Here is a 22,039-nt window from a genome sequence, read left to right as displayed (position 1 = left end):
TCCTTTTTATTCACAACCCGCTTGTAAGTAAAAAGGAGAACACCCAAACCTAAATGAAAATCATTATCAAAAGCATTTACTAATAAAGGAAAATCCATTAGTCTCTTCTTGCTCGATTATCAAGCAGCGACATCTACTGATGTGAAAAGTTAATTTCACGTTTTTAAATAAAAATGGATTTCAAATGATACACCTACTCTCAAAGAAAAATTATCCCGTAACTCATTACACTCTGGTTGGCCTTTTACTTTCAACAGTTTCAACTCAAACGCTCGCCCACACTAGCGAAGGTATCGAAAGGTTAACCGTAATCGGAGAGCAAGCGAACGGCTATAAAGTTAATTCCATGAGCTCTGCAACAGGTCTTGAGCTATCACATTTGCAAACGCCGCAATCAACGATAGCGATAACCAGCGACTTCATGGCAGACCAACAACTAAATACAGCAATTGAAGCTATAACCAGTGTGACAGGCATAAATGCTCGAGAAGCAGATAATGGTAAGTTTTCTATTTCAGCCCGAGGTATAAGTGTCACCAGCATACTTTATGATGGCATAGCGACCACCTATGACACCCGCTTTAATTATGGAGATAACCTAACCGATACCGCAATTTATGAGCGTATCGAAATAGTTAGAGGGGCAACGGGGTTAATGCTGGGCGCGGGTAACCCTTCGGCAGCAATTAATTTGATACGTAAACGCCCAACTGTAAACACTCAAGTAAATCTTACTGCTTCATTAGGCTCATGGGACAACTACCGCGCGATGGTGGATGTGTCGGGAAGCATAAATAATAGTGAAAGTATAAGAGGACGAGCTGTTGTTGCTTATCAAGATAGACACTCATATCAAGATCGCTTTTCGCAAACCAGTCAAACATTATATGGCATTATTGAGGCAGATCTTTCTAACAATACTTTGTTGACGCTTGCTGTTGATAATCAATCGACAACTCCCAAAGGAACAATGTCAGGTGGTTTGCCTATTTTTTATAGTGATGGCTCCCGCACTGCTTATGACAGAGGTGTTTCAACAGCTCAAGATTGGGCCTCTTCTCGAACCGATGCACTTAATGCGTTTATTCGCCTAGAGCATTACTTTAACGCTAACTGGCAGCTAACCGCTAATTATGTTTATGGTGATAACGACCTAGACTATGATGTGTTTTGGGTAAAAGGAGAGCCCGATCCTATAAACAACACTGGAATGAAACCCGGCTCTATAAACTATATTGATGCAAACAGAACGCAGGATACCTATGAGGTTGAACTCAATGGTCGGTTTAATTGGCTGGGCCAAAGTCACCAACTGCTATTTGGTTATAATACCCAAGAGCAACAGTTTTCGACCCCTTATTATGCTAGTCAACAAAGTGACTATGTTATCGGCGATTTCACTGACTCTAGTTATAGCATTGCAAAACCAAATTGGCAGTCAGAAGCGGCTTACGGCTCTTATGGCACAACTAAACAAGATGCACTTTATGTTGCTGCACAACTAAATATAACCGATGCCTTGTCTTTAATTGTTGGAAGCCGGTTAAATCAATGGCAAACCAATCAAGATAATTTTGGTCGCATGCATGATTATAAAATAAATGATGAACTAACTAATTATTTTGGAGCAACTTATGAACTAACACAGAGTTGGGCTTTGTATGCTAATTACACTGATATTTTTACACCACAAAGTCGAGTTGATAAAAATGGACATTATTTAAGCCCTATTAAAGGTAAGAATTATGAACTTGGCATAAAAGCTTCTGTACTTGATGAACGTTTAGACATATCCCTTTCTGGATTTAAAATTTATCAAGATAATGTAGGCGAGTACACGGGAGATACCATTGCAGAAACACTTCAGGCCATCTACAAGCCCATTGACGGCACATTAACTCAGGGCTACGAGCTAGAAATCAACGGAAAATTAACCGACAACTGGAACGCTTATTTTGGCTATACCCATAGTAAAGGCGAAAAACCGGATAATACGGTATTAAATACCACCAACCCAAAAGATCAATTTAAACTTTTTACTAGCTATCAACTCTCAGGTGCATTAGACAATCTAAAAGTAGGTGGTGGCTATCGCTGGCAAAGCAATAGCTATGATGAAGTTAACAACCCTGTTTATGGTGCTGTTGAGGTAAACCAGCCTAGTCATGGTATTGCCAGCCTAATGGCGAATTATCAAATGAATGAGCAATTATCTGTAAGCCTAAATATCGATAACTTATTTGATAAGCATTATTACAGTCAAATTGGGTTCTATAACCAATATCGTTATGGTAAGCCAAGAAGCTTCTCTCTCCAACTTAAATATAGTCTCTAACAAGCACAAAAAAGCCGCTGACTATTAAGTAACACCACTCGTTTAAGAGCGAGTGGTGTTTTTTCGTTTATATCTAACCGGATATTTTTGTGTCTTTGCCAGCACCGCTCGCGGATAAGCTTTTCGCTTTCTTTTCTCCGGTAATATTAGCCGTTTACCGTTTTCACGTAGTTCTTTTAGCTTTTTAGGGATTGTCCCTGGGCTTCGACCTGAACACCATAAAAACTCGTCTTGTATGAGGTATAATGCGTTAATAAAACTGATGCGTAATGGCTCAACTTTATGGGCTTTAGCCATCTCTGCCATTTCAAGTCTCACGATATTATATGATGTCAGAATACCCCAGAGCTCTTGATAAATACCTTCCTGTTTCAGGCTCCGTAATGCTGGTTTATTTGATAGTTGATATTGCTTGAGCTCACCATAGCCTCGCTCTATTTCCCATCGTTGCCAATACACATCGAGTAGCGCTTTCAGCGGGTACTTTTCTGGACAGACGCATGAGGTGATGAACCCTTTTATTTCCCCTTTAGGTGTCGGAATTTGAATAAGCCTTGCTTGCCATGTATCACCTAGGTAAGGGGCTGATTTCTTAGCTTGTGGTGAAATAGGCATTGTTATTAAGTGGTCGTAATCGCTAAATGACTCCGTTATTTCATAGCGCATTTTGCTTTTGATGGGCGTAAGCCAATGATGATTTTCGCTAACGCCTTGCCAGCTCGTAAATAGTTCAGCCGAAAAGAAACCTCTATCAAATAGCGTCAATGAATATTCAGGTGCTGAGCCAACAAGCTGTTGAGCATAATGAATTTCACTTTGAGTAATGGGGCCAAACGCTGCATCGGATATTAAATGCGTTCTTGTCGACATCAAGGTCACAGCAAGTACTGAGGGGAAGTTTGTTGTCGATTTAGCATAGCCAAAGTGACGGTTACTCGGTGTATCTTGAGTTTTAAATTGTGTACCGTCAATGCTGAGCAGCTTTAAACCACACACGTCATCAAAAGTTTGCGACTGCTCCCACTGCGTTGCTGTATGTTTAAAAAGGTGTTTCATAGGCGCTGCGCCTAGCTTTTCTTTCCCTTTTATAATACTGCTCGTCGCCAATGGTGGAAGCTCTCCTTTAGCGTCAGGAAAAGCGAGCTCTAGTTTGTCACAGACTTCAGATATTGAGCGGTTTCTTAATAAACCAATCCCTAATACAAGCCAAGCAGCTTGCTCGGCGGGGAAACGTCGTTTACGCACAGAGGCTCTCCCTGTTTGAGTAACGGCTGCTTCAATCCACTCAAGGGGAATATGCTTAGTAAACGAATCAATATCACGATCTTGGCTAAACTCAGTAGTAAGGTGTAATTCTTTAATAAATTCAGACATAAAAATAGGCCACAACTTTTGTTGTAGCCTATTATGAAGCCTCTGAAAGATCGTTCAATTAACTTAAACGATCCGCATTACTGACTATTAAGCGGCTTTAGTGGAGTATGATGGGGTAATACTTATTGTACTCTTGCAAACTCTTCTTTAGAAAGTTCACCATTTCCGTCAGTATCTAAGTCATCAAAAATATTCATGAGTTGTTTATTAGACGCAGCTTCCTGCTGACTAATTACACCGTCGCCATTGCTATCAAAAGAGGCAAAATCTACCGCTGCATAAGCTGCTGATGATGACGCTAATACTAAAATCGCAAGTGTTGTGTTTAATGCTTTCATAATAAGTCTCCTATAAGAGGGAAATCCTTTTCTGAGATCCCTGTGCAATGAAAAAAGTTAAAAATTAAAAGTTTGCAAACTCAGCTTTAGAAAGCTCACCATTACCGTCAGTATCAAGCTCAGTAAATGCGGCCGTTAAATCAGCATTTACAGCAGCTTCGCTTTGACTAATAACCCCATTACCGTCGGCATCAATTGTGTCAAAGTCGCTAGCGGCAAAGGCAGCTGATGAAGAAGCTAGCGCGATCAGTGCGAATGTTTTGTGTAATGTTTTCATAATTTAATCCTTCAAAATGTAATGCAATGGTCTATCAAAAAATTGTGTCTGGCTATCACAGTCCTTGTTATTCTCTTTCATAGGCTTCCTTGCCTATTTAGGTTGTCTTTGGCAACTCAGAATATACTTAGACTTGTCTTATGCTTTCGAAAATTCTTCTTTTGATAGCTCACCGTTTTGGTCAGTATCAAGCTCTGAGAACATGCTCATAAGTTTTGCATCAACCGATGCTTCGCTTTGGCTAATAGCGCCGTTACCGTCAGTATCTAGTGTGTCAAAGTCGCTCGCTGCAAAGGCAGCTGATGAAGAAGCAAGAGCGATAAGTGCAAATGTTTTGTGTAATGTTTTCATAATGAGTATTCCTTAAAATCGTTTAAATTATGGGGGAGCTTTTAACTCCCAAAACTTTAATAGCTTAGGGTTATGCTTTAGAGAACTCTTCTTTTGATAGCTCACCGTTTTGGTCTGTATCAAGCTCTGAAAACATGCTCATTAGTTTTGCATCAACTGATGCTTCGCTTTGACTGATCGCGCCGTTGCCGTCAACGTCTAGCTTATCAAAGTCGCTTGCTGCAAAAGCAGCTGATGAAGAAGCCAATGCGATAAGTGCTAAAGTTTTATTAATGCTTTTCATAATCTATCTTCCTTCAAAGTTTATGTTTTATGCGATTAAGTGTTTTACTTTAAATCACGTTTCGTTCTATACAGCCTGACTATTACAACTTCGATGCCAATAATATAAAAACTATAATTTTCAATAAATTAACCTGCAACTAGCTGAAAATGGCGCTATTTAACTCGTTATTTTGTTGCTTTTTAGCAACAGTAGATGAGGCAATAAAATTAAAACAATAAAAATCAAAGAGTTGAGTTTAAGGAAAGCCCCACACAGTCGATGAGCAATCGCTAAAAAAGAGGATTAAATAAACAAAAAGGAAGGTGAGTTAAGTTTAATTTTGTTATAAACAAAAAATTAGAATAAAAAAACATATTTAACTAATTGTTTTTAATAAATTTATAAAATAAATTTGAAATAGATTTTAAAAATAACAACAACACATGGCTATTTGTTGCAAAAGAGCGAAAATGTTAGAGCTTGTTGATATTTTAGAATTGTAAAATGTTCAGCGTCGAAAGATAACAGGCCTTATACAATTTCAAATTCAAGTGCACTAGGGTCAATGAAGTGATCTCCCATCAGGGTTTTCATTTGCTCTTCACTGGCAAATAATCGAATTCCGCAATATATACCTTTAGCATGTTTTTTCACGCTGCATATTTGCCCTTCGTGCTTTGTATCTTCATCAAAGACTACAATACAACGCATATCTTTAATGTCGTCAATTTCTTGGGTTGTTTTAATATCAAACATAACACCCGTTAACGAAATATCTTTTATAACACCTTCAAAGGAGGGGCGATCATCCGATAATTTTAACTTGGCAGGAAACAGCGTCGGTATACGCGCTTGCGAGCGCAGCTCAAATAACTGTACTTGTGATGGATAGTCGATAAACAATAACTTAGCCGGGTGAGATGCTACAGACATAAGCTGCTGACGAAACGCTAGTACATGCCCACCACTGCCCTCTATAAGCGCTCTTACCACCACCATCACACCATCGCGTAAATAATCACTTGCCATGGGGAGCCGTTTTGCATTGGGGTAATTTAAAATAATAAACTTTTTTTCTAATAAGCCTATAAACTCTGTTTTTACGCGTCGGCTACTGGTTGGTGTCAGTATTTCTAAATCGACCATGCCACCTGTGACGATTTGGCTTAACTTTTCCAAATTGGTTTTTTGCATAGTTCTTTCCTAATATTTAAAACGTTATCCACGCCAAAATGTTGGGGTAAATAGCACTAATAGTGTAAATATCTCTAAACGACCAAATACCATTGCCACGGTTAATATCCATTTTGCAGTATCGGTAATAGCGCCATAATGAGAAGCAACATCACCTAAACCAGGCCCAAGGTTATTTAAACACGCTGCCGTTGCTGAGAATGCCGTTATATTGTCTAACCCGGTGCCCATTAACGCTAACATAATAATAATAAAGACTAATGCATAAGCCGAGAAAAAACCCCATACTGCTTCAACTACTTTATCTGGTAGCGCCTTTCGTCCTAACTTTATAGAGTATATAGCTCGAGGATGCACTAAGCGGTTTAGCTCTCGCACCCCTTGTAGATAAAGTAAAAACACGCGCACTACTTTCATACCGCCGCCAGTTGAACCAGCACAGCCACCAATAAAACTAGAGAATATTAATAAAATAGGTAAAAACAAAGGCCAAGCAGAAAAGTTATCTGTGGCAAATCCTGCGGTGCTGCTCATAGATACAGCTTGAAACAATGCCTGATCGAGGGTTTCATCGCCATTGGCATAAACATCGTGAGATGAAAGTACCGTGAAACAAATCACCACCAGCGCGAGCTGAATACATAGAAACACTTTGAATTCAGGGTCACGAATGTAGACACTAATATTACGACTCGCTACAGCAGCATAATGCAGTGAAAAGTTAATGGCCGCGATAATTAAAAAGAACACACAAATAAAGTTAATTACTGGGCTATCAAAATGCCCCATTGAAGCGTCATAAGTAGAAAAACCACCAATAGCCACCGTAGAAAAAGCATGGCAAATTGCATCAAACCAATTCATGCCAGCGCTCCAATACGCCAAAGTACATGCAAGGGTAATAGACACATAAATATACCAAAGGTGTTTAGCAGTGTCGGCTATACGCGGGGTCATTTTGGAATCTTTTACGGGGCCTGGAATCTCAGCCCGATACAACTGCATACCACCTACGCCAAGCATTGGCAGGATTGCTACCGCTAATACAATGATCCCCATACCACCAAACCACTGTAATTGTTGGCGATAAAACAATACCGATTTAGGCAGATACTCTATGCCTGTCAGTACGGTAGCTCCTGTAGTGGTTAAGCCAGAAAAGGCTTCAAACACGGCATCGGCTAAAGAGAGATTGGGTTCTTGTAAAAATACCAGCGGTAAGGAAGCAAACGTACCGAGTACCAGCCAAAATAAAACCACGATTAAAAAGCCTTCGCGGGCTTTTAAATCGCCATGCTCATGCCTATTTGGGTAATAAGCCATTAAGCCAATAACAACACTGAATATAAAGGCTAAAACAAACGGCACCCCTCCACCATCTTTATAAATTAAAGACACTAGCGCTGGTGGCACCATAGTAATACTGAATAGCGCAACCAATTGGCCAAGAATTTTTATGATGGTACGAAATTGCATTGAGCGTATCGCTTTTTTATTAGTAAATTAAAATAACTACTGTATGACTCGAAAATTTAATGTTTAACCATTAAATGGGATGAATGTAAGACTATTACTCTTTGATTGTTAACTCAACTGCGCCGTGGCTTAAATCAAAAATATCTTTGATGGCTTGCTGCGCTTGGCGACTATCAATGGTAATAGTCCACTCAATATTTGCAGTAAACTGCTTTTCAATATTAAGTACCTGAAAGTTCGTTTTTAAATGTTGCTCTATCACCCCTTGCATACTGTATTCACTAAAGCCCACCAGCTCAGTACTCGGCACTTTCACCACGGTTTGTAGTTTCGCTAAGGCATTATTGAGTGAACCACCATAAGCACGCACCAGCCCACCCGTACCGAGCTTTATACCTCCAAAGTAACGTGTTACCACAGCGGTCACTTCACCTAAGCCTGAGCCCACTAGCACATTGAGCATGGGTTTACCGGCGGTGCCATTGGGCTCCCCGTCATCAGAAAAACCATAAACATGGCTGCCCCCTGGGTTACCTGCAACATGTGCCCAGCAATTGTGGCGTGCATCGCTGTATTTTTCTTCAATATTTTTAATAAAGGCTTTCGCAGCATTTAGATCGGGCGTGTGACCTATGTGAACGATAAAGGTACTTTTTTTAATTTCTTCTTGATGAAATACAGCTTCGGCTGGGTATTTATATTCAGACATAGCACTTACTTAGGCTTTAATTAAAAAAGTGGGGCCAAAAGGCCCCTTTGTATCCGTTTATTTTAGCGCGTATTGGCTAACTCGTCTTTAATAAGGATTTAGTCGAGTAATAAATTACGCGTCATATTTTCTAGGCTATCTTCGTGAACAATAATATTGTCCTCGATACGAATACCGCCAAAAGGTTTAAACGCTTCGACCTTTTCCCAGTTAATAAACTGCTTATTGTCTGTTTGTGCTAAATCACCCAATAAAGAGTCAATAAAGTACAAACCTGGCTCAATAGTAAACACTTGGTTTTTCTCAATTAAGCGAGTGCAGCGTAAAAATGGATGGCCTTCTGGTGGCGCTTGATGTGCCCCTGTTTCATCACGCATAAAACCACCCACATCGTGAACCTGTGCACCTAAATGATGCCCTAAGCCATGCGGGAAGAAAGTTGAGGTAATTTGACGCTCAACAATTTCCGCTGCCGGTAGTTTAACAATATTAAAATCACTTAATAGCTGAGCAATACGGTTATGACAATCAATATGCAGATCGCCATACAGTAAACCTGGCTTTAAGCTTTTTCCTAACTCAATTTGATGCGCTGTCATAGCGTTAACTAAGTCAGCAAACTCACCCTGCTTTTTAAAGTCGTAGGTACGGGTAATATCTGCAGCGTAACCATTAAAGTTAGCGCCCGCATCAATTAAAAATGAATTATGCGTTTGTGGTGCTTTTGGCTCAAAATGAGTGTAGTGCAAAATAGCGCAGTTTTCGTTAAGGGCCACAATATTACCATATGGCATTTCGTTTTCACTTTGACGCGTTGCCATTAAGTAGGCTTGCTGAATATCAAACTCACTACCACCATTAAAAAACGCATCACGCGCTGCTTTATGGCCATCAACCGCAATGCGATTAGCATTACGCAAACACTCAAGCTCATATTGCGTTTTATAAGCACGGTGGTAATGAATATAGTTAAGTACTGGCTCAGGGTTCATAATACTAAAGCCAAGTGCTTGTGCTACTTCGAGGTATTCACCAATGTAGGCAAATTTAGCTTTATCGTAAGGTAGTAGCTTTTCAACCTGATCAGGTTGTAATAATAATTCAATATCGAAGTATTCTGCCCAAAAATTTCTTGGCTCATCAGGTACTTTATGCCAAAAATCAATTGGGCGATAAAAAATAAGTTTTGGCTTATCGCTACCATTTACCACAATCCAGCAATGTGGATTATCAATAACCGGTAGCCACGCTTTAAAATGAGGGTTAACTTTAAACGGGTAATACATATCATCTAAAAATTGGCGCTTAGCTTGGCCTGAATGAATGACTAATCCTTCTAACCCTTCTTGCTCACAAATAGTACGTGTACGCTGTTGCAATGTTGCAATATGTTCGGCGTATAAAACGGCTAATTTTTCCATAATAAACCCATCTGTTAAATTTAACTTGCTTTGAGTCTACCACTTATACACAAAGCGCTCAAAAAAGAGGGATACTTACTGTCTAAATATCCCTCTGTGGTTGTAGATTTATTTTTACTATCCGCCCATCGTCATTTCTAATATGGGGGCTAGAAGGTTTCCCTCCCGACCAAGGCGAGTATGATAAACCTGCCGATAAGCAAATACATTTTTTACATAATCTCGGGTTTCTCTGTAAGGAATAAGCTCAACCCATAGCTCAGCCGGCATTGCCTCTTCAGGTATCCAGCGTTTAATACGATGGTACCCAGCGTTATAAGATGCTGTAGCTAGCACCTCATTGCCGTGGTTTTTCTTTTTTAAATACTGTAAATAACGAGTCCCAAGACGAATGTTGGTTTTTGGTTGATACAAACGACGATTAGAAACCGTGCCTTTATTAATATACTTTGCCGTACTTGGTAATAACTGCATTAACCCGCGTGCATTTGCATGAGAGCGCGCATCAGGTGCAAATGAGCTTTCGCGACGTGCAATGGCAATACTCCAAGTTAGGTCAATTTTGCTTCGCTTGCTGTAACGCTCAAACATTTCTTGAAATGCAAAAGGGAAACGCAAATCCACATAATCCCATGCTTTTATTTTTGCTAGGGTGAATATAGTACTATCAAACCAATCCAGCTCGGCTGCAAGTACCGACGCAGCTAATTTTTCATCATCAGTTGAGGTATCAGTTAAATAATTCCACTCGCGTCGAGCGGCAGTAAAGCGCTCTAATTCATACAGGGCTTTGGCACGCTTAAAGCCCGGTGCGTTACTCACTCTTGTTACTAAAGCTTGATTTACATTAACGGGCAACTCATTTAAGTCAACCGGTATCCCCAAACGCGCAGCGGCTAAAAAACCGTAATAATCACGGTTAGCGGCCACTTTAGTCCAAATTGCCTTGGCTTTTTCATGATCTGCGCGTTTGTCATAACTATAAGCAAGCCAATACTGTTGCCCTAAGCTAAGATTTTCTTTACCTGTAAAAAATGCCGCAATTCCCTCCCAATCTTGGGTTTTGAGTAGATTAGCTAACTGCCATTGCATTAATTTACGATCTTGGCGCTCTTTAGGTACTTTATTTAAATAGAAGCTCGCTTGGCTATGGCCGCTCGACGCCAATGAAAGCGCAAAGGTATAATATACATCCGCTTTTTCATCATCAGTGTAATCAAATAACCCCTCAATTTTTTGCCACGCCTTTAATGCCAACTCTTTATCACGCCAAATTAAACGCTTAATACCATAAAGCGCTATTTCACCCTCTTTCACTGTTTTGCGCTTATAACGGTATAACCCCGCCGCTGCACTTGGGTCACGTCTTACTTTTGAGTATAAATCGGCTAAGTAGCGCTCATTGGCTGGCAACAATGTTTTTAAATAAGGCAGTAAACGATAAGACCCACCTTGTGCCGCTAAAGTGACCCGTTGCCAAACAACATCGGGCGTTAAATAACCATCTTGACGCCAGCGTTTAAAAAGGCCATCGCATTCACTGGGCTGCGACTCACCCACTGTCCATAAGTCGGTTACCTGATTGAGTATTGCTTTTTTAGGCGCACCAAGATCAAGCTGAAAAGTAAGGTGGGTACAAGTAAGCTCACTGTCAGAGGTTTCACGATAGTTTTTAATAAACGCTGCTTTTTGATTTCTGCGTTTTAAATAGTTTAACCATGCTTTACGCACTGGCCACTCTAATGGCGTATGTTCATAAATAGTGAGAAAATTTTCTATCTCTGTTTGGTGGGCTAAGCTGGGGTAACGTTCCCAATATGCTTTTTCAACATACGGTTTAAGCGGATGAGACAATGAATCTACCGCTTCTTTAAAATTTTGATAATTGCCATAGCGCGCCTGTTTTTCAGCGTCTAAAAATGCATCAATATCAGTTTTCGCATTGGCAGAGGTAAAAGAAAGAAATAGAGTCGCTGCCGCTACGCTTAATAAGTATTTTTTCATAATGTCCTTTAGGGCATGTAACCTTTAAGGCTGGCGAAGTGTGGCGAAGAGCAAGTAAACAACAGCACATACACAGCTGTACTATTTATTCTAATAAAACCCAAGCTATGAACACTAAGACAGCGCAATAAAATGAATAAAGAAAACTTTCAAACCCACCTTAGCACCAAACCAGCTATATTTTAACCAGACGTTTGTAACCAAGATAAATTTTTCGTTGCATTTTTAATTTAAAGCAAGCACACTGGTCTGAATATGAACTCATCGTACCAGTCTTAGTTCATCAACTAGGGAGAATAATAATGTTATATAAAAGCGATTCCTTTGAAGTTAGCTTCGTGAAGGAAAACATCGCCGAGTTTAAGTTTTGTGCTACAGGTTCTGTAAACACATTATCTCAACAAACTCTTTCAGATTGCGCGGCAGCATTAAAAGAATTAGCCGCTAACACTGATATTAAAGGCATGATTTTTACCAGTGATAAAGACCACTTTATTATTGGTGCCGATATCTTCGAATTTTTACCTACTTTTACTAAGCCTGAAGCAGAATTAGTAACGTGGATCAAAGATGCAACTGACGTTTTTGATGCAATTGAAGACTTACCATTCCCAACACTCAGTGCTGTAAACGGCTTGGCGCTTGGCGGCGGCTGTGAGTGGGCACTTGCTACCGATTATCGTGTTGCAAGTGACTCAGCAAAAATCGGTTTACCAGAAGTTAAATTAGGCATAATGCCTGGGTTTGGCGGTACAGTGCGTCTTCCGCGCATTATTGGTGCCGATAACGCGATGATGTGGATCACCACAGGTAACGAAAATCGCGCAGCTGATGCCCTTAAAGTAGGTGCATTTGACGCAGTAGTTAGTGCCAACAAACTACAAGAGTCAGGCATAGCAACATTAGAATTGGCGATTGCTGGCAAGCTAGATTGGCAAGCAAAACGCGCTATAAAATTACAACCGCTTAAATTAAACCGTGTTGAGCAAGGCATGAGCTTTGCAATGGCAGAAGGTATGGTTATGGGTAAAACCAAAGGCCACTATCCTGCTCCAGTTATGGCCGTTCGCACTATTAAAGCGGCAGCAAACTGCTCACGCGCCGAAGCAATGGCAATTGAAAATGCCAACTTTGCAAAGCTTGCTCGTACCAACGAAGCAGCCGCGCAAACAGGTATCTTTTTAGCGGATCAATACATTAAAGGTAAAGCACGTAAATTTGCTAAGCACAGCGATGTAGAAATTAAACAAGCTGCTGTTTTAGGCGCAGGTATTATGGGCGGCGGTATTGCATACCAATCTGCTTATAAAGGTACACCAATCATAATGAAAGACATCCAACAGGATGCACTTGATTTAGGTATGGGTGAAGCGTCTAAGCTATTAGGTGCAAAAGTTAAGCGCGGCCATATGCCGATGGAAAAAATGCTAGCAACGCTTAGCAAAATCAAACCAACGCTTAACGATGCAGATCTACAAAACGCCAACATTATTGTTGAAGCGGTAGTAGAGAACCCTAAAGTGAAGCAAGCAGTACTTGCTGATCTTGAAAAGAATATGCCAGAAGGCACTGTGCTCACGTCAAATACATCGACTATTTGTATTGACCTACTTGCAGAAGCACTTGAAAAACCAGAAAACTTCTGTGGTATGCACTTTTTCAACCCAGTACCAAAAATGCCATTAGTAGAAATTATCCGTGGTGCAAAAACCTCAGATAAAACTATTAATGCCGTGGTTGATTACGCACTTAAACTAGGTAAATCGCCGATTGTTGTTAACGATTGCCCAGGCTTTTTTGTAAACCGTGTTTTATTCCCTTACTTTGCAGGCTTTAGCAAATTAGTGGTTGAAGGCGCTAACTTTGCAAAAGTAGATAAAATCATGGAAAGCGTATTTGGCTGGCCTATGGGTCCGGCTTACCTACTTGATGTAGTCGGTATTGATACGGCTTTCCATTGTACTGGCGTAATGGCAGACGGCTTCCCTGAACGTATGGCACGTGCAGAGAAAGATCCAGTGACTGTTTTTGCTAACGAAAAACGTTTTGGCCAAAAGAATAAAGCAGGTTTTTACAAGTACGAAACAGACCGTCGTGGTCGTCTTAAAAAATCGCATGACCAAACAGCGATTGAACTACTTGCACCAATTACAGACGCACCAAAAGAATTTGATAAACAAGAAATCATTGACCGTTGTATGATCCCAATGCTCAACGAAGTGCTACTTTGTTTACAAGAAGGCATTGTTGCTTCTCCTCAAGAAGCTGATATGGCACTTGTATACGGTGTTGGTTTCCCTCCATTTAGAGGCGGCGCGTTCCGTTACTTAGATCAAACAGGTTTAGCTAACTTTGTTGCAGCAGCAGACAAATACGCTCACCTAGGTGCGATTTACCAAGTATCAGAGCAAACTCGCAAGTGGGCTGAAGAAGGCCGTGTTTTCTATAAGGTGGAAGGTTAATATCATGAATAATCCAGTAATTGTAGATTGTATCCGCACACCAATGGGTCGCTCAAAAGGCGGCGTATTTAAAAACAAACGTGCGGAAGACTTAAGCGCTCATTTAATGAAAGGCTTATTAGAACGTAATCCAGCAGTTGACCCTGCGTCAATTGACGATATTTATTGGGGTTGTGTACAGCAAACTTTAGAGCAAGGCTTTAACGTTGCACGTAACGCATCTCTACTTGCAGGCATTCCACATTCAGTGCCAGCAACCACAGTTAACCGTTTATGTGGCTCATCAATGCAAGCATTGCATGACGCTGCTCGCGCTATTATGACTGGCGCTGGTGATACTTACCTAATTGGTGGTGTTGAACACATGGGCCACGTACCTATGACTCACGGTAACGACTTTCACCCTGGCCTAGCTACATCAATTGCACAAGCATCTGGCTCTATGGGTTTAACTGCTGAGTACCTTGCTACTATTCACGGTATTAGCCGTGAGCAACAAGATGAGTTTGCTTACCGCTCGCATCAACGTGCACATGCTGCAACAGTTGAAGGGCGTTTCCGCCGCGAAATTTTAGCAATGGAAGGTCACGATGCTGACGGTTCACTTATCCTTGTTGAAGATGATGAAGTAATTCGCCCTGAAACAACCGTTGAAGGTTTATCGCAGCTACGTCCAGTGTTTAACCCTGCTACGGGCTCTGTTACTGCGGGTACGTCTTCAGCACTTTCTGATGGCGCATCAGCTATGTTAGTGATGAGCGAAGAAAAAGCAAAAGAACTTGGCTTACCAATTCGTGCATATATTCGCGCGATGGCCGTTGCCGGTTGCGATCCATCAATCATGGGTTACGGCCCAGTACCAGCAAGTAAAAAAGCATTGGCACAAGCTGGTATTACTATTGATGACATCGATGTTGCTGAACTTAACGAAGCATTCGCAGCACAATCATTACCCGTACTTAAAGACTTAGGTTTAGCGGATGTGGTTGACGAAAAAGTGAATTTAAATGGCGGCGCTATCGCACTGGGTCACCCGCTGGGTTGTTCGGGTTCGCGTATTAGCACCTCACTTATTCACTTAATGGAAGACAAAAACGCAAAATACGGTTTAGCGACTATGTGTATTGGTTTAGGCCAAGGCATCGCAACTGTATTTGAACGTGTTCAAGACTAATTAGTGTTGAATATGTAAAACCAGCTTGGTGATTAAAAGGCGAACTAGCGCAAGTTAGTTCGCCTTTTTTATGCCACCAGCTTTTGCAGGTTTAAAATGAATAATGTGATCGAGTACATTAAATTTATTTCAGATTATCTATTAATAAGTTGAGCTGTTTTGTTATACGTAAAATAGTTAACCAACAGCTTTATTTGCGCTAAACTACCCGACCTAACCAAGCCACGACTATTTTTACAGGTAATTTTTATGAGCTTTGATAACCCCGATCACCAATTAGATGCTATCGGTCTACGCTGCCCAGAACCTGTGATGATGATACGCGCTGCAATTCGCAAAATGAGCGATGGTGAAACACTGCTTATTATTGCCGACGACCCCTCAACTACCCGCGACATTCCCAGCTTTTGTACCTTTATGGATCACACGCTAGTGGCTAAAGAAGTTGAAGAATTACCGTATAGGTATGTGGTGAAGAAAGGGTTGTAAAGCTATCAGCTCAAAATAAAAAAACCGTGTTTGTTAAATCAAGCACGGTTTTTTATTTTTATCTTTAAACTAACGACTGACAGCTTTTACTTCTTCGTTATCGTCACTTGCGGCTCATCGTAGTCACTAAAATCAATGCTGACTATGTAGGAGCCTTTAATCGCTGGTGTATAGCTAAAGTAATTATAAATGGTATTACAGTCGGCGCGTGTTGATTGGCCAAGTGTTAGGCTTTGCCCTGTTGGCTGTGAATCGCTGTAGCCACAGTTAAAGCCTTCACTAAAATCTGCATCCGCTATTTTAAATTCGTACACTTTGCCTGGGGTCGAAAACCTAACTTGGGCTTGGTAAAGCGCAGGCCCGACTTGTTTAAATTGATATTGAGGTTCGGCATCCCATAATGTGAAGTCCCCTCTTAAATAAATACTGCGATCCAATTCTTGCTGCGGTAACACATCGTTAATTGAAATTTGGCTGGTACAGGCACTCAATAGGCCCACTAAGGCTAACGTGAAAATGCGTTTCATTGGGAGCTTCATGGTGAATCCTCTATTAACTAATATAAATAAAACACTAAAAAGCCAGCATTATGCTGGCTTTTTTAATAGCTATTGGCTGTTATTTTTGTAATACAGAAATATCTGCAATTTCTAAAAATAACCCACTTAACTGACTTAAAAGCGCAAGGCGGTTTTGCTTAACCGCTTCATCGTCGGCCATTACCATGACATTGTCAAAAAAGTTATCAACACTGTCACGAATGCCTGCTAATTGGCTTAATGCCTCTTGGTAGTTTCCATCGCTGTACAGTGGTGCTAAATCAGTGGCAAATTTTGCAACTTGCGCAGCCAATACTTTTTCTGCATCATCACTTAATAAGCTCTGATCAACATTACCTTGCGTTGTAATGTTGTTTTTAGCCAGAATGTTACTTACACGCTTATTAGCGGCTGCAAGCGACTCTGCGGCGTCTAACGTACGGAAATGGCTTACGGCTTTAACTCGGCGATCAAAATCAACAGGCTTCGTTGGACGGCGCGCAAGTACCGCTTGAATTACATCTACCTCAATGCCTTCATCTTGATACCAAGCACGGAAACGCCCTAGCATAAATTCGAATACATCGGTTGATACATTTAGGTTAGTCAGCTTTTCACCAAACAAGGTTTGTGATTTAGCAACCAGGTCTAAAATATCAAGTGGTAGCTGCTTTTCTACCATGATACGTAATGCACCAATGGCCGCACGACGAAGTGCAAATGGGTCTTTATCACCTTTTGGTGCTTGGCCTATACCAAAAATACCCACCAGCGTGTCAAACTTATCTGCAATAGCCACTGCACAGCTGATCAAACTCGTTGGTAAGTTATCGCCGGCAAAGCGTGGCATGTACTGCTCGTTTTGCGCAACAGCGACATCTTCAGCTTCACCGTCATGACGTGCGTAATGCATTCCCATTACACCTTGTACGTCGGTAAATTCCATCACCATTTCGGTCATTAAATCGGTTTTACTTAATAAGCCAGCACGCGCTGCTAGTGCTTTATCTGCACCGAGTTGCTCTGCAATGTAACCTGCAAGTTCACTGATACGCTGTGACTTATCTTTAAGTGTGCCTAACTGCTTTTGGAATAAAACGCTGTCTAGCGACTCAAGTCGGCTTTCAAGTGTTTTCTTTTTATCTGTTTCAAAGAAGAACTGCGCATCAGCTAAACGCGGGCGCACTACTTTTTCGTTACCAGAAATAACCACACTTGGATCTTTACTTTCGATATTAGAAACAAACAAAAACTTATTTAAAAGTTTGCCGTTTTGATCTAATAACGGAAAGTATTTTTGATCGTCTTTCATGGTGTAAATAAGCGCTTCGGCTGGCACATCTAAAAATGCTTCTTCAAATGTAGCTGTTAGCGTTACTGGCCATTCAACCAATGAAGTAACTTCTTCAAGTAAATCTTCATCCATTGCAACTACAGCATTCACTGCGCTTGCAGCATCTTCTATTTGCGCACGAATTTGTGCTTTACGCTGTTCGTAGTCAGCTATCACGTAAGCTGATTTAAGTACGTCAAACACATCATCAGCATGGTTAATGCTAACTTTTTCTGGATGATGAAAACGATGGCCTTGCAGTTGATTGCTCACTTGCTTACCCAGTATCTCACCTTCTATTAGCTCACTACCCAGTAAAATAGTTACTGTATGCACAGGGCGAATAAATTGTGTTTTATTCGCGCCCCAACGCATTGGTTTAGGAATAGGTAATTTAGCAAGCGCTTTACTAATTGCATCAGCCATTAGTAATTTGGTTTCTTGCCCTGCAACTTTAGCAATGTGCAATAACCATGCGCCTTTATCTGTTTCTAGTGTTTGCGCATCTTTTACTTCAATCCCACAACCACGAGCCCAACCCATGGCTGCTTTGGTTGGTTTACCTTCAGCATCAAATGCTGCTTTAGTTGCAGGGCCACGTTTTTCAACTTCTTTGTCTTGTTGTTTAGCTTCAAGTGCTTTTACTTGTAAACCTAAACGACGAGGCGATGCATACCAGCTCACACCTTGGTGATCTAGTTCTAGGCTTTCTAATTCTGCTGTTAAGTTTGCAGCAAAGGCTTCGGCTAATTTTCGAAGTGATTTTGGTGGCAACTCTTCGGTGCCAATTTCTACTAATAAATTTTCTGCTGACATGCTTACTTATCCTTACACAGCGGGAAACCAAGCGCTTCACGTGCATCGTAATAACTTTGTGCACACGCTTTTGATAATGCACGAACGCGTAAAATGTAACGTTGACGCTCGGTTACTGAAATAGCATGGCGTGCGTCTAATAAGTTAAATGCGTGCGATGCTTTCATTACTTGCTCGTAGGCAGGTAATGGTAAGTTTGCTTCAATTAGCTTTTGGCTCTCAGCTTCACATTTATCGAACTGTGCAAATAAGTCTTCTACGTTTGCATGTTCAAAATTATAAGTAGACTGCTCTACTTCGTTTTGATGGAATACATCACCGTAGGTTACGCGCCCTAATGGACCGTCTGCCCATACTAAGTCGTAAATGCTATCTACGCCTTGAATATACATTGCTAAACGCTCTAGGCCGTAGGTAATTTCACCTGTGACCGGTGAGCATTCTAAGCCGCCCACCTGCTGGAAGTAGGTAAACTGGGTTACCTCCATACCATTTAACCAAATTTCCCAGCCCAGTCCCCATGCACCCAGCGTTGGTGATTCCCAGTTATCTTCTACAAAGCGCACTTCGTGAGTGAGGGTATCAATACCCATCGCCGCTAAAGAGCCTAAATAAAGCTCTTGGATATTATCTGGAGATGGCTTTAACACAACTTGGAATTGGTAGTAATGTTGTAAGCGGTTTGGGTTTTCACCGTAACGACCATCGGTAGGACGACGACACGGTTGAACGTATGCGCTCGACATTGGCTCTGGGCCAATTGATTTTAAAAATGTTTGTGGGTGAAATGTCCCTGCGCCCACTTCCATGTCAAGTGGTTGAATAATGACACAGCCTTGCTGTGCCCAATAATCCTGTAAAGCCAGGATCAAACCTTGAAAGGTTTTAACGTCATATTTTTGCATATTTGGCTTTTTACTATCTGAGAAGTAGCGTGAAAATTACTCTCAGTATACCTTGTGTACACTCAGGTTTTAAGCAGTTTGTGCGTTTGAAAAAATAAAAAAGGAGCCTAAGGCTCCTTTTTTGTGATTACGATAATGTTTTATACGTCTAAGTTAACCACACGCAGTGCGTTCGTTTCAATAAACTCACGACGCGGCTCAACTTGATCGCCCATTAACGTAGCAAACAATTGATCCGCTGCAACAGCATCTTCAATCGTCACTTGCAACATACGGCGTGCGCTTGGATCCATGGTGGTTTCCCAAAGTTGATCTGGGTTCATTTCACCTAGTCCTTTATAGCGTTGAATGTAGATCCCACGCTTAGACTCTGCGATCAACCATTCCAATGCATCCACAAAGTTATCAACAGGTTTTGTTTTTTCACCACGTTGGATATATGCACCTTCTGTGATGATATTAGCAATATTTTTACCTGTTAGAGCAATGCGTTGGTAGTCTCTTGATGTAATAAAGTCATAATGAAGTACGTGCGCTTTATCCACACCATGCTGACGAATATTCACAACTGGATAATACAGGTTGCGCTCTGTATCGTGCTCAGTTCCGGCATGGAAAATAGTTGCATCTTCATCACGTTCAATTAAGTCATCAACCAGCTCTTTAGTCCAAGCAATTACCTTAGCTTCGTCTGAAAGGTCTTCTTTTTTCAGTTCACTTTGGTAAATCAAACGGTTCATAACCGTATTCGGATACTTACGCTTTAAGCGCTCGATAACTTTAACCGTGTTTTGATAATCGTGAACAATCGATTCTAATGCTTCACCATCAACCGCCTCTGCGCTATCACTGGTATACAATGCTGCATTGCTTAGCGCTAACGATGTAAGGTAATCAACTAATGCTGGATCATCTTTAATATAGCGCTCTTGCTTGCCTTTTTTCACTTTATAAAGTGGAGGCTGAGCAATATAAATGTAACCACGTTCAACAATTTCCGGCATTTGACGGTAAAAGAATGTTAGTAGCAAGGTACGAATGTGAGAACCATCCACGTCGGCATCGGTCATGATTATGATACGGTGGTAACGTAGTTTTTCAGGGTTATATTCGTCACGGCCAATACCACAACCTAGTGCAGTAATTAGCGTTGCCACTTCTTGCGAAGATAGCATTTTATCAAAACGTGCTTTTTCTACGTTTAAGATTTTACCTTTAAGCGGAAGAATCGCTTGATTCTTACGGTTACGACCCTGCTTGGCTGAACCGCCAGCTGAGTCACCCTCCACTATGTATAGTTCAGATTGAGCTGGATCTTTTTCTTGGCAATCAGCTAATTTACCTGGTAAACCAGCTAAGTCCATAGCGCCTTTACGACGTGTCATTTCACGTGCTTTACGCGCTGCTTCACGGGCGCGTGCTGCATCAATAATTTTGCCAACAACAATTTTTGCATCCAATGGGTTTTCCAATAAAAACTCAGTGAATTTTTCAGCCATTGCTTGCTCAACTGCCGACTTAACTTCGCTAGAAACTAGCTTGTCTTTTGTTTGCGATGAGAACTTTGGATCAGGTACTTTAACACTCACAACTGCAGTTAAGCCTTCACGCGCATCATCGCCCGTTGCATTACTGGTTGTTTTAGCTTTTTTGTTAAAGCCTTCTTTTTCCATGTAGTTATTAAGCGTACGCGTTAGCGCCGATCTAAAACCAGCTAAGTGAGTACCACCATCACGTTGAGGAATATTATTTGTGAAACAGTAAATGTTTTCTTGGAATGCATCATTCCACTGCATTGATACTTCTACACTAATACCATCTTCTTCACGTTCGTGAGTAAAATGGAATACCCCTTTATGCACTGGTGTTTTATTGCGGTTTAGGTATTCAACGAATGCTCTGATACCGCCTTCGTACTTAAAGTGGTCGCTTTTATTTTCCTCGCGCTCATCGCTTAATATGATACTTACACCTGAATTCAAAAACGACAACTCGCGTAAACGCTTTGCCAAAATATCATAATGAAAATCAAGGTTAGTGAACGTTTCGCCACTTGGCCAAAAACGAATTTCAGTACCATTTGTTTCAGAATCACCAATTACAGCTAGTGGTGCATCAGGTACACCCATAGTGTAAAACTGCTCATGAAGTTTACCTTCACGACGAATGGTTAGTTTTAACTTTTCTGATAATGCATTTACTACCGATACACCAACACCGTGTAAGCCACCTGATACTTTATAAGAGTTATCATCAAACTTACCACCGGCGTGTAGCACCGTCATAATTACTTCAGCTGCAGATACACCTTCTTCTTCATGTATAGAAGTAGGAATACCACGGCCGTTATCTCTTACAGATACCGAACCGTCTAAGTGAATAGTGACATAAATATCATCGCAGTGACCCGCCAAGGCCTCATCGATAGAGTTATCAACGACCTCAAACACCATGTGGTGTAAGCCCGTACCATCATCGGTGTCCCCTATATACATACCAGGACGCTTTCTTACTGCATCTAATCCTTTAAGTACTTTAATACTCGACGAATCATAATTCTCAGACATGGTTAATCCC

At 41.0% G+C, this 22,039-nt stretch carries 18 protein-coding genes; 4 read left to right on the top strand and 14 right to left on the bottom strand.

Translation table 11 applies throughout. From position 1 onward, the window contains the following. Positions 1-346 precede the first annotated feature (346 nt). Positions 347-2,335, top strand: a complete 1,989-nt coding sequence (locus tag BG00_RS04220) for a TonB-dependent siderophore receptor (RefSeq protein WP_036983346.1) — start codon at positions 347-349, stop codon at positions 2,333-2,335. Between the two features lie 42 nt (positions 2,336-2,377). On the opposite strand, the gene BG00_RS04215 is transcribed toward BG00_RS04220, so the two are convergent. The 10 genes from BG00_RS04215 to BG00_RS04170 all read right to left on the bottom strand — a co-directional run bounded on the left by BG00_RS04215 (position 2,378) and on the right by BG00_RS04170 (position 11,744). Beyond that, the gene (locus tag BG00_RS04215) at positions 2,378-3,709 is read right to left on the bottom strand and encodes an IS4 family transposase (protein WP_036979639.1); all 1,332 of its coding nucleotides are present in this window, start codon (positions 3,707-3,709) and stop codon (positions 2,378-2,380) included. Positions 3,710-3,831: 122 nt separating this feature from the next. Beyond that, complete coding sequence (locus tag BG00_RS04210; RefSeq protein WP_010392739.1) at positions 3,832-4,047, bottom strand: EF-hand domain-containing protein; 216 nt, start codon at positions 4,045-4,047, stop codon at positions 3,832-3,834. Between the two features lie 64 nt (positions 4,048-4,111). After that, positions 4,112-4,324 carry an EF-hand domain-containing protein gene (locus BG00_RS04205; RefSeq protein WP_036980747.1) on the bottom strand — a complete coding sequence of 71 codons (213 nt, stop codon included), beginning with the start codon at positions 4,322-4,324 and terminating at the stop codon, positions 4,112-4,114. Between the two features lie 138 nt (positions 4,325-4,462). After that, positions 4,463-4,675 (bottom strand): EF-hand domain-containing protein, encoded by a 213-nt coding sequence (locus tag BG00_RS04200; RefSeq protein ID WP_013463659.1) that lies wholly within the window; start codon positions 4,673-4,675, stop codon positions 4,463-4,465. Between the two features lie 70 nt (positions 4,676-4,745). Beyond that, positions 4,746-4,958, bottom strand: coding sequence for an EF-hand domain-containing protein (locus BG00_RS04195; RefSeq protein WP_036980745.1), 213 nt, complete (start codon positions 4,956-4,958; stop codon positions 4,746-4,748). Between the two features lie 513 nt (positions 4,959-5,471). After that, positions 5,472-6,134 (bottom strand): flagellar brake domain-containing protein, encoded by a 663-nt coding sequence (locus BG00_RS04190; RefSeq protein ID WP_036980743.1) that lies wholly within the window; start codon positions 6,132-6,134, stop codon positions 5,472-5,474. 24 nt (positions 6,135-6,158) lie between these two features. After that, the gene (locus BG00_RS04185; protein ID WP_036980742.1) at positions 6,159-7,610 is read right to left on the bottom strand and encodes a TrkH family potassium uptake protein; all 1,452 of its coding nucleotides are present in this window, start codon (positions 7,608-7,610) and stop codon (positions 6,159-6,161) included. A gap of 94 nt (positions 7,611-7,704) precedes the next feature. Continuing rightward, positions 7,705-8,319, bottom strand: coding sequence for a YigZ family protein (locus BG00_RS04180; protein WP_036980740.1), 615 nt, complete (start codon positions 8,317-8,319; stop codon positions 7,705-7,707). A gap of 98 nt (positions 8,320-8,417) precedes the next feature. Beyond that, positions 8,418-9,740, bottom strand: a complete 1,323-nt coding sequence (gene pepQ, locus BG00_RS04175) for a Xaa-Pro dipeptidase (protein ID WP_036980739.1) — start codon at positions 9,738-9,740, stop codon at positions 8,418-8,420. A 117-nt stretch (positions 9,741-9,857) separates the two neighbouring features. Further along, positions 9,858-11,744 carry a lytic transglycosylase domain-containing protein gene (locus tag BG00_RS04170; RefSeq protein WP_036980738.1) on the bottom strand — a complete coding sequence of 629 codons (1,887 nt, stop codon included), beginning with the start codon at positions 11,742-11,744 and terminating at the stop codon, positions 9,858-9,860. A 302-nt stretch (positions 11,745-12,046) separates the two neighbouring features. On the opposite strand from BG00_RS04170, the gene fadB reads away from it, so the two are divergent. The 3 genes from fadB (at position 12,047) to tusA (ending at position 15,869) form a co-directional block, all read left to right on the top strand. Further along, the gene (fadB, locus tag BG00_RS04165) at positions 12,047-14,206 is read left to right on the top strand and encodes a fatty acid oxidation complex subunit alpha FadB (RefSeq protein WP_036980736.1); all 2,160 of its coding nucleotides are present in this window, start codon (positions 12,047-12,049) and stop codon (positions 14,204-14,206) included. 4 nt (positions 14,207-14,210) lie between these two features. Continuing rightward, positions 14,211-15,380 (top strand): acetyl-CoA C-acyltransferase FadA, encoded by a 1,170-nt coding sequence (gene fadA, locus BG00_RS04160; protein ID WP_013463651.1) that lies wholly within the window; start codon positions 14,211-14,213, stop codon positions 15,378-15,380. 249 nt (positions 15,381-15,629) lie between these two features. Beyond that, the gene (gene tusA, locus BG00_RS04155; protein WP_036980734.1) at positions 15,630-15,869 is read left to right on the top strand and encodes a sulfurtransferase TusA; all 240 of its coding nucleotides are present in this window, start codon (positions 15,630-15,632) and stop codon (positions 15,867-15,869) included. Positions 15,870-15,955: 86 nt separating this feature from the next. Here the strand turns inward: tusA and BG00_RS04150 are convergent, their stop codons facing one another. From BG00_RS04150 to gyrB, 4 genes are all read right to left on the bottom strand, one after another. After that, positions 15,956-16,408 (bottom strand): early set domain-containing protein, encoded by a 453-nt coding sequence (locus tag BG00_RS04150; RefSeq protein ID WP_036980733.1) that lies wholly within the window; start codon positions 16,406-16,408, stop codon positions 15,956-15,958. Between the two features lie 79 nt (positions 16,409-16,487). After that, positions 16,488-18,557 carry a glycine--tRNA ligase subunit beta gene (gene glyS, locus BG00_RS04145; RefSeq protein ID WP_036980731.1) on the bottom strand — a complete coding sequence of 690 codons (2,070 nt, stop codon included), beginning with the start codon at positions 18,555-18,557 and terminating at the stop codon, positions 16,488-16,490. A gap of 2 nt (positions 18,558-18,559) precedes the next feature. Beyond that, complete coding sequence (gene glyQ / locus BG00_RS04140; RefSeq protein WP_013463645.1) at positions 18,560-19,462, bottom strand: glycine--tRNA ligase subunit alpha; 903 nt, start codon at positions 19,460-19,462, stop codon at positions 18,560-18,562. Between the two features lie 140 nt (positions 19,463-19,602). Next, the gene (gene gyrB, locus BG00_RS04135; RefSeq protein WP_036980730.1) at positions 19,603-22,029 is read right to left on the bottom strand and encodes a DNA topoisomerase (ATP-hydrolyzing) subunit B; all 2,427 of its coding nucleotides are present in this window, start codon (positions 22,027-22,029) and stop codon (positions 19,603-19,605) included. Positions 22,030-22,039: the final 10 nt, after the last annotated feature.

Source organism: Pseudoalteromonas sp. SCSIO_11900, from assembly GCF_000576475.1.
Lineage (GTDB): Bacteria > Pseudomonadota > Gammaproteobacteria > Enterobacterales > Alteromonadaceae > Pseudoalteromonas > Pseudoalteromonas tetraodonis.
This window is presented reverse-complemented; position numbering and strand designations above follow the sequence as displayed.

What these genes read in the sequence shown, in the direction of transcription:
- BG00_RS04220 (WP_036983346.1), top strand. Translation starts at nt 347, where the DNA reads ATGAGCTCTGCAACAGGTCTTGAGCTATCACATTTGCAAACGCCGCAA.
- BG00_RS04215 (WP_036979639.1), bottom strand. Translation starts at nt 3,709, where the DNA reads ATGTCTGAATTTATTAAAGAATTACACCTTACTACTGAGTTTAGCCAA.
- BG00_RS04210 (WP_010392739.1), bottom strand. Translation starts at nt 4,047, where the DNA reads ATGAAAGCATTAAACACAACACTTGCGATTTTAGTATTAGCGTCATCA.
- BG00_RS04205 (WP_036980747.1), bottom strand. Translation starts at nt 4,324, where the DNA reads ATGAAAACATTACACAAAACATTCGCACTGATCGCGCTAGCTTCTTCA.
- BG00_RS04200 (WP_013463659.1), bottom strand. Translation starts at nt 4,675, where the DNA reads ATGAAAACATTACACAAAACATTTGCACTTATCGCTCTTGCTTCTTCA.
- BG00_RS04195 (WP_036980745.1), bottom strand. Translation starts at nt 4,958, where the DNA reads ATGAAAAGCATTAATAAAACTTTAGCACTTATCGCATTGGCTTCTTCA.
- BG00_RS04190 (WP_036980743.1), bottom strand. Translation starts at nt 6,134, where the DNA reads ATGCAAAAAACCAATTTGGAAAAGTTAAGCCAAATCGTCACAGGTGGC.
- BG00_RS04185 (WP_036980742.1), bottom strand. Translation starts at nt 7,610, where the DNA reads ATGCAATTTCGTACCATCATAAAAATTCTTGGCCAATTGGTTGCGCTA.
- BG00_RS04180 (WP_036980740.1), bottom strand. Translation starts at nt 8,319, where the DNA reads ATGTCTGAATATAAATACCCAGCCGAAGCTGTATTTCATCAAGAAGAA.
- pepQ (WP_036980739.1), bottom strand. Translation starts at nt 9,740, where the DNA reads ATGGAAAAATTAGCCGTTTTATACGCCGAACATATTGCAACATTGCAA.
- BG00_RS04170 (WP_036980738.1), bottom strand. Translation starts at nt 11,744, where the DNA reads ATGAAAAAATACTTATTAAGCGTAGCGGCAGCGACTCTATTTCTTTCT.
- fadB (WP_036980736.1), top strand. Translation starts at nt 12,047, where the DNA reads ATGTTATATAAAAGCGATTCCTTTGAAGTTAGCTTCGTGAAGGAAAAC.
- fadA (WP_013463651.1), top strand. Translation starts at nt 14,211, where the DNA reads ATGAATAATCCAGTAATTGTAGATTGTATCCGCACACCAATGGGTCGC.
- tusA (WP_036980734.1), top strand. Translation starts at nt 15,630, where the DNA reads ATGAGCTTTGATAACCCCGATCACCAATTAGATGCTATCGGTCTACGC.
- BG00_RS04150 (WP_036980733.1), bottom strand. Translation starts at nt 16,408, where the DNA reads ATGAAGCTCCCAATGAAACGCATTTTCACGTTAGCCTTAGTGGGCCTA.
- glyS (WP_036980731.1), bottom strand. Translation starts at nt 18,557, where the DNA reads ATGTCAGCAGAAAATTTATTAGTAGAAATTGGCACCGAAGAGTTGCCA.
- glyQ (WP_013463645.1), bottom strand. Translation starts at nt 19,462, where the DNA reads ATGCAAAAATATGACGTTAAAACCTTTCAAGGTTTGATCCTGGCTTTA.
- gyrB (WP_036980730.1), bottom strand. Translation starts at nt 22,029, where the DNA reads ATGTCTGAGAATTATGATTCGTCGAGTATTAAAGTACTTAAAGGATTA.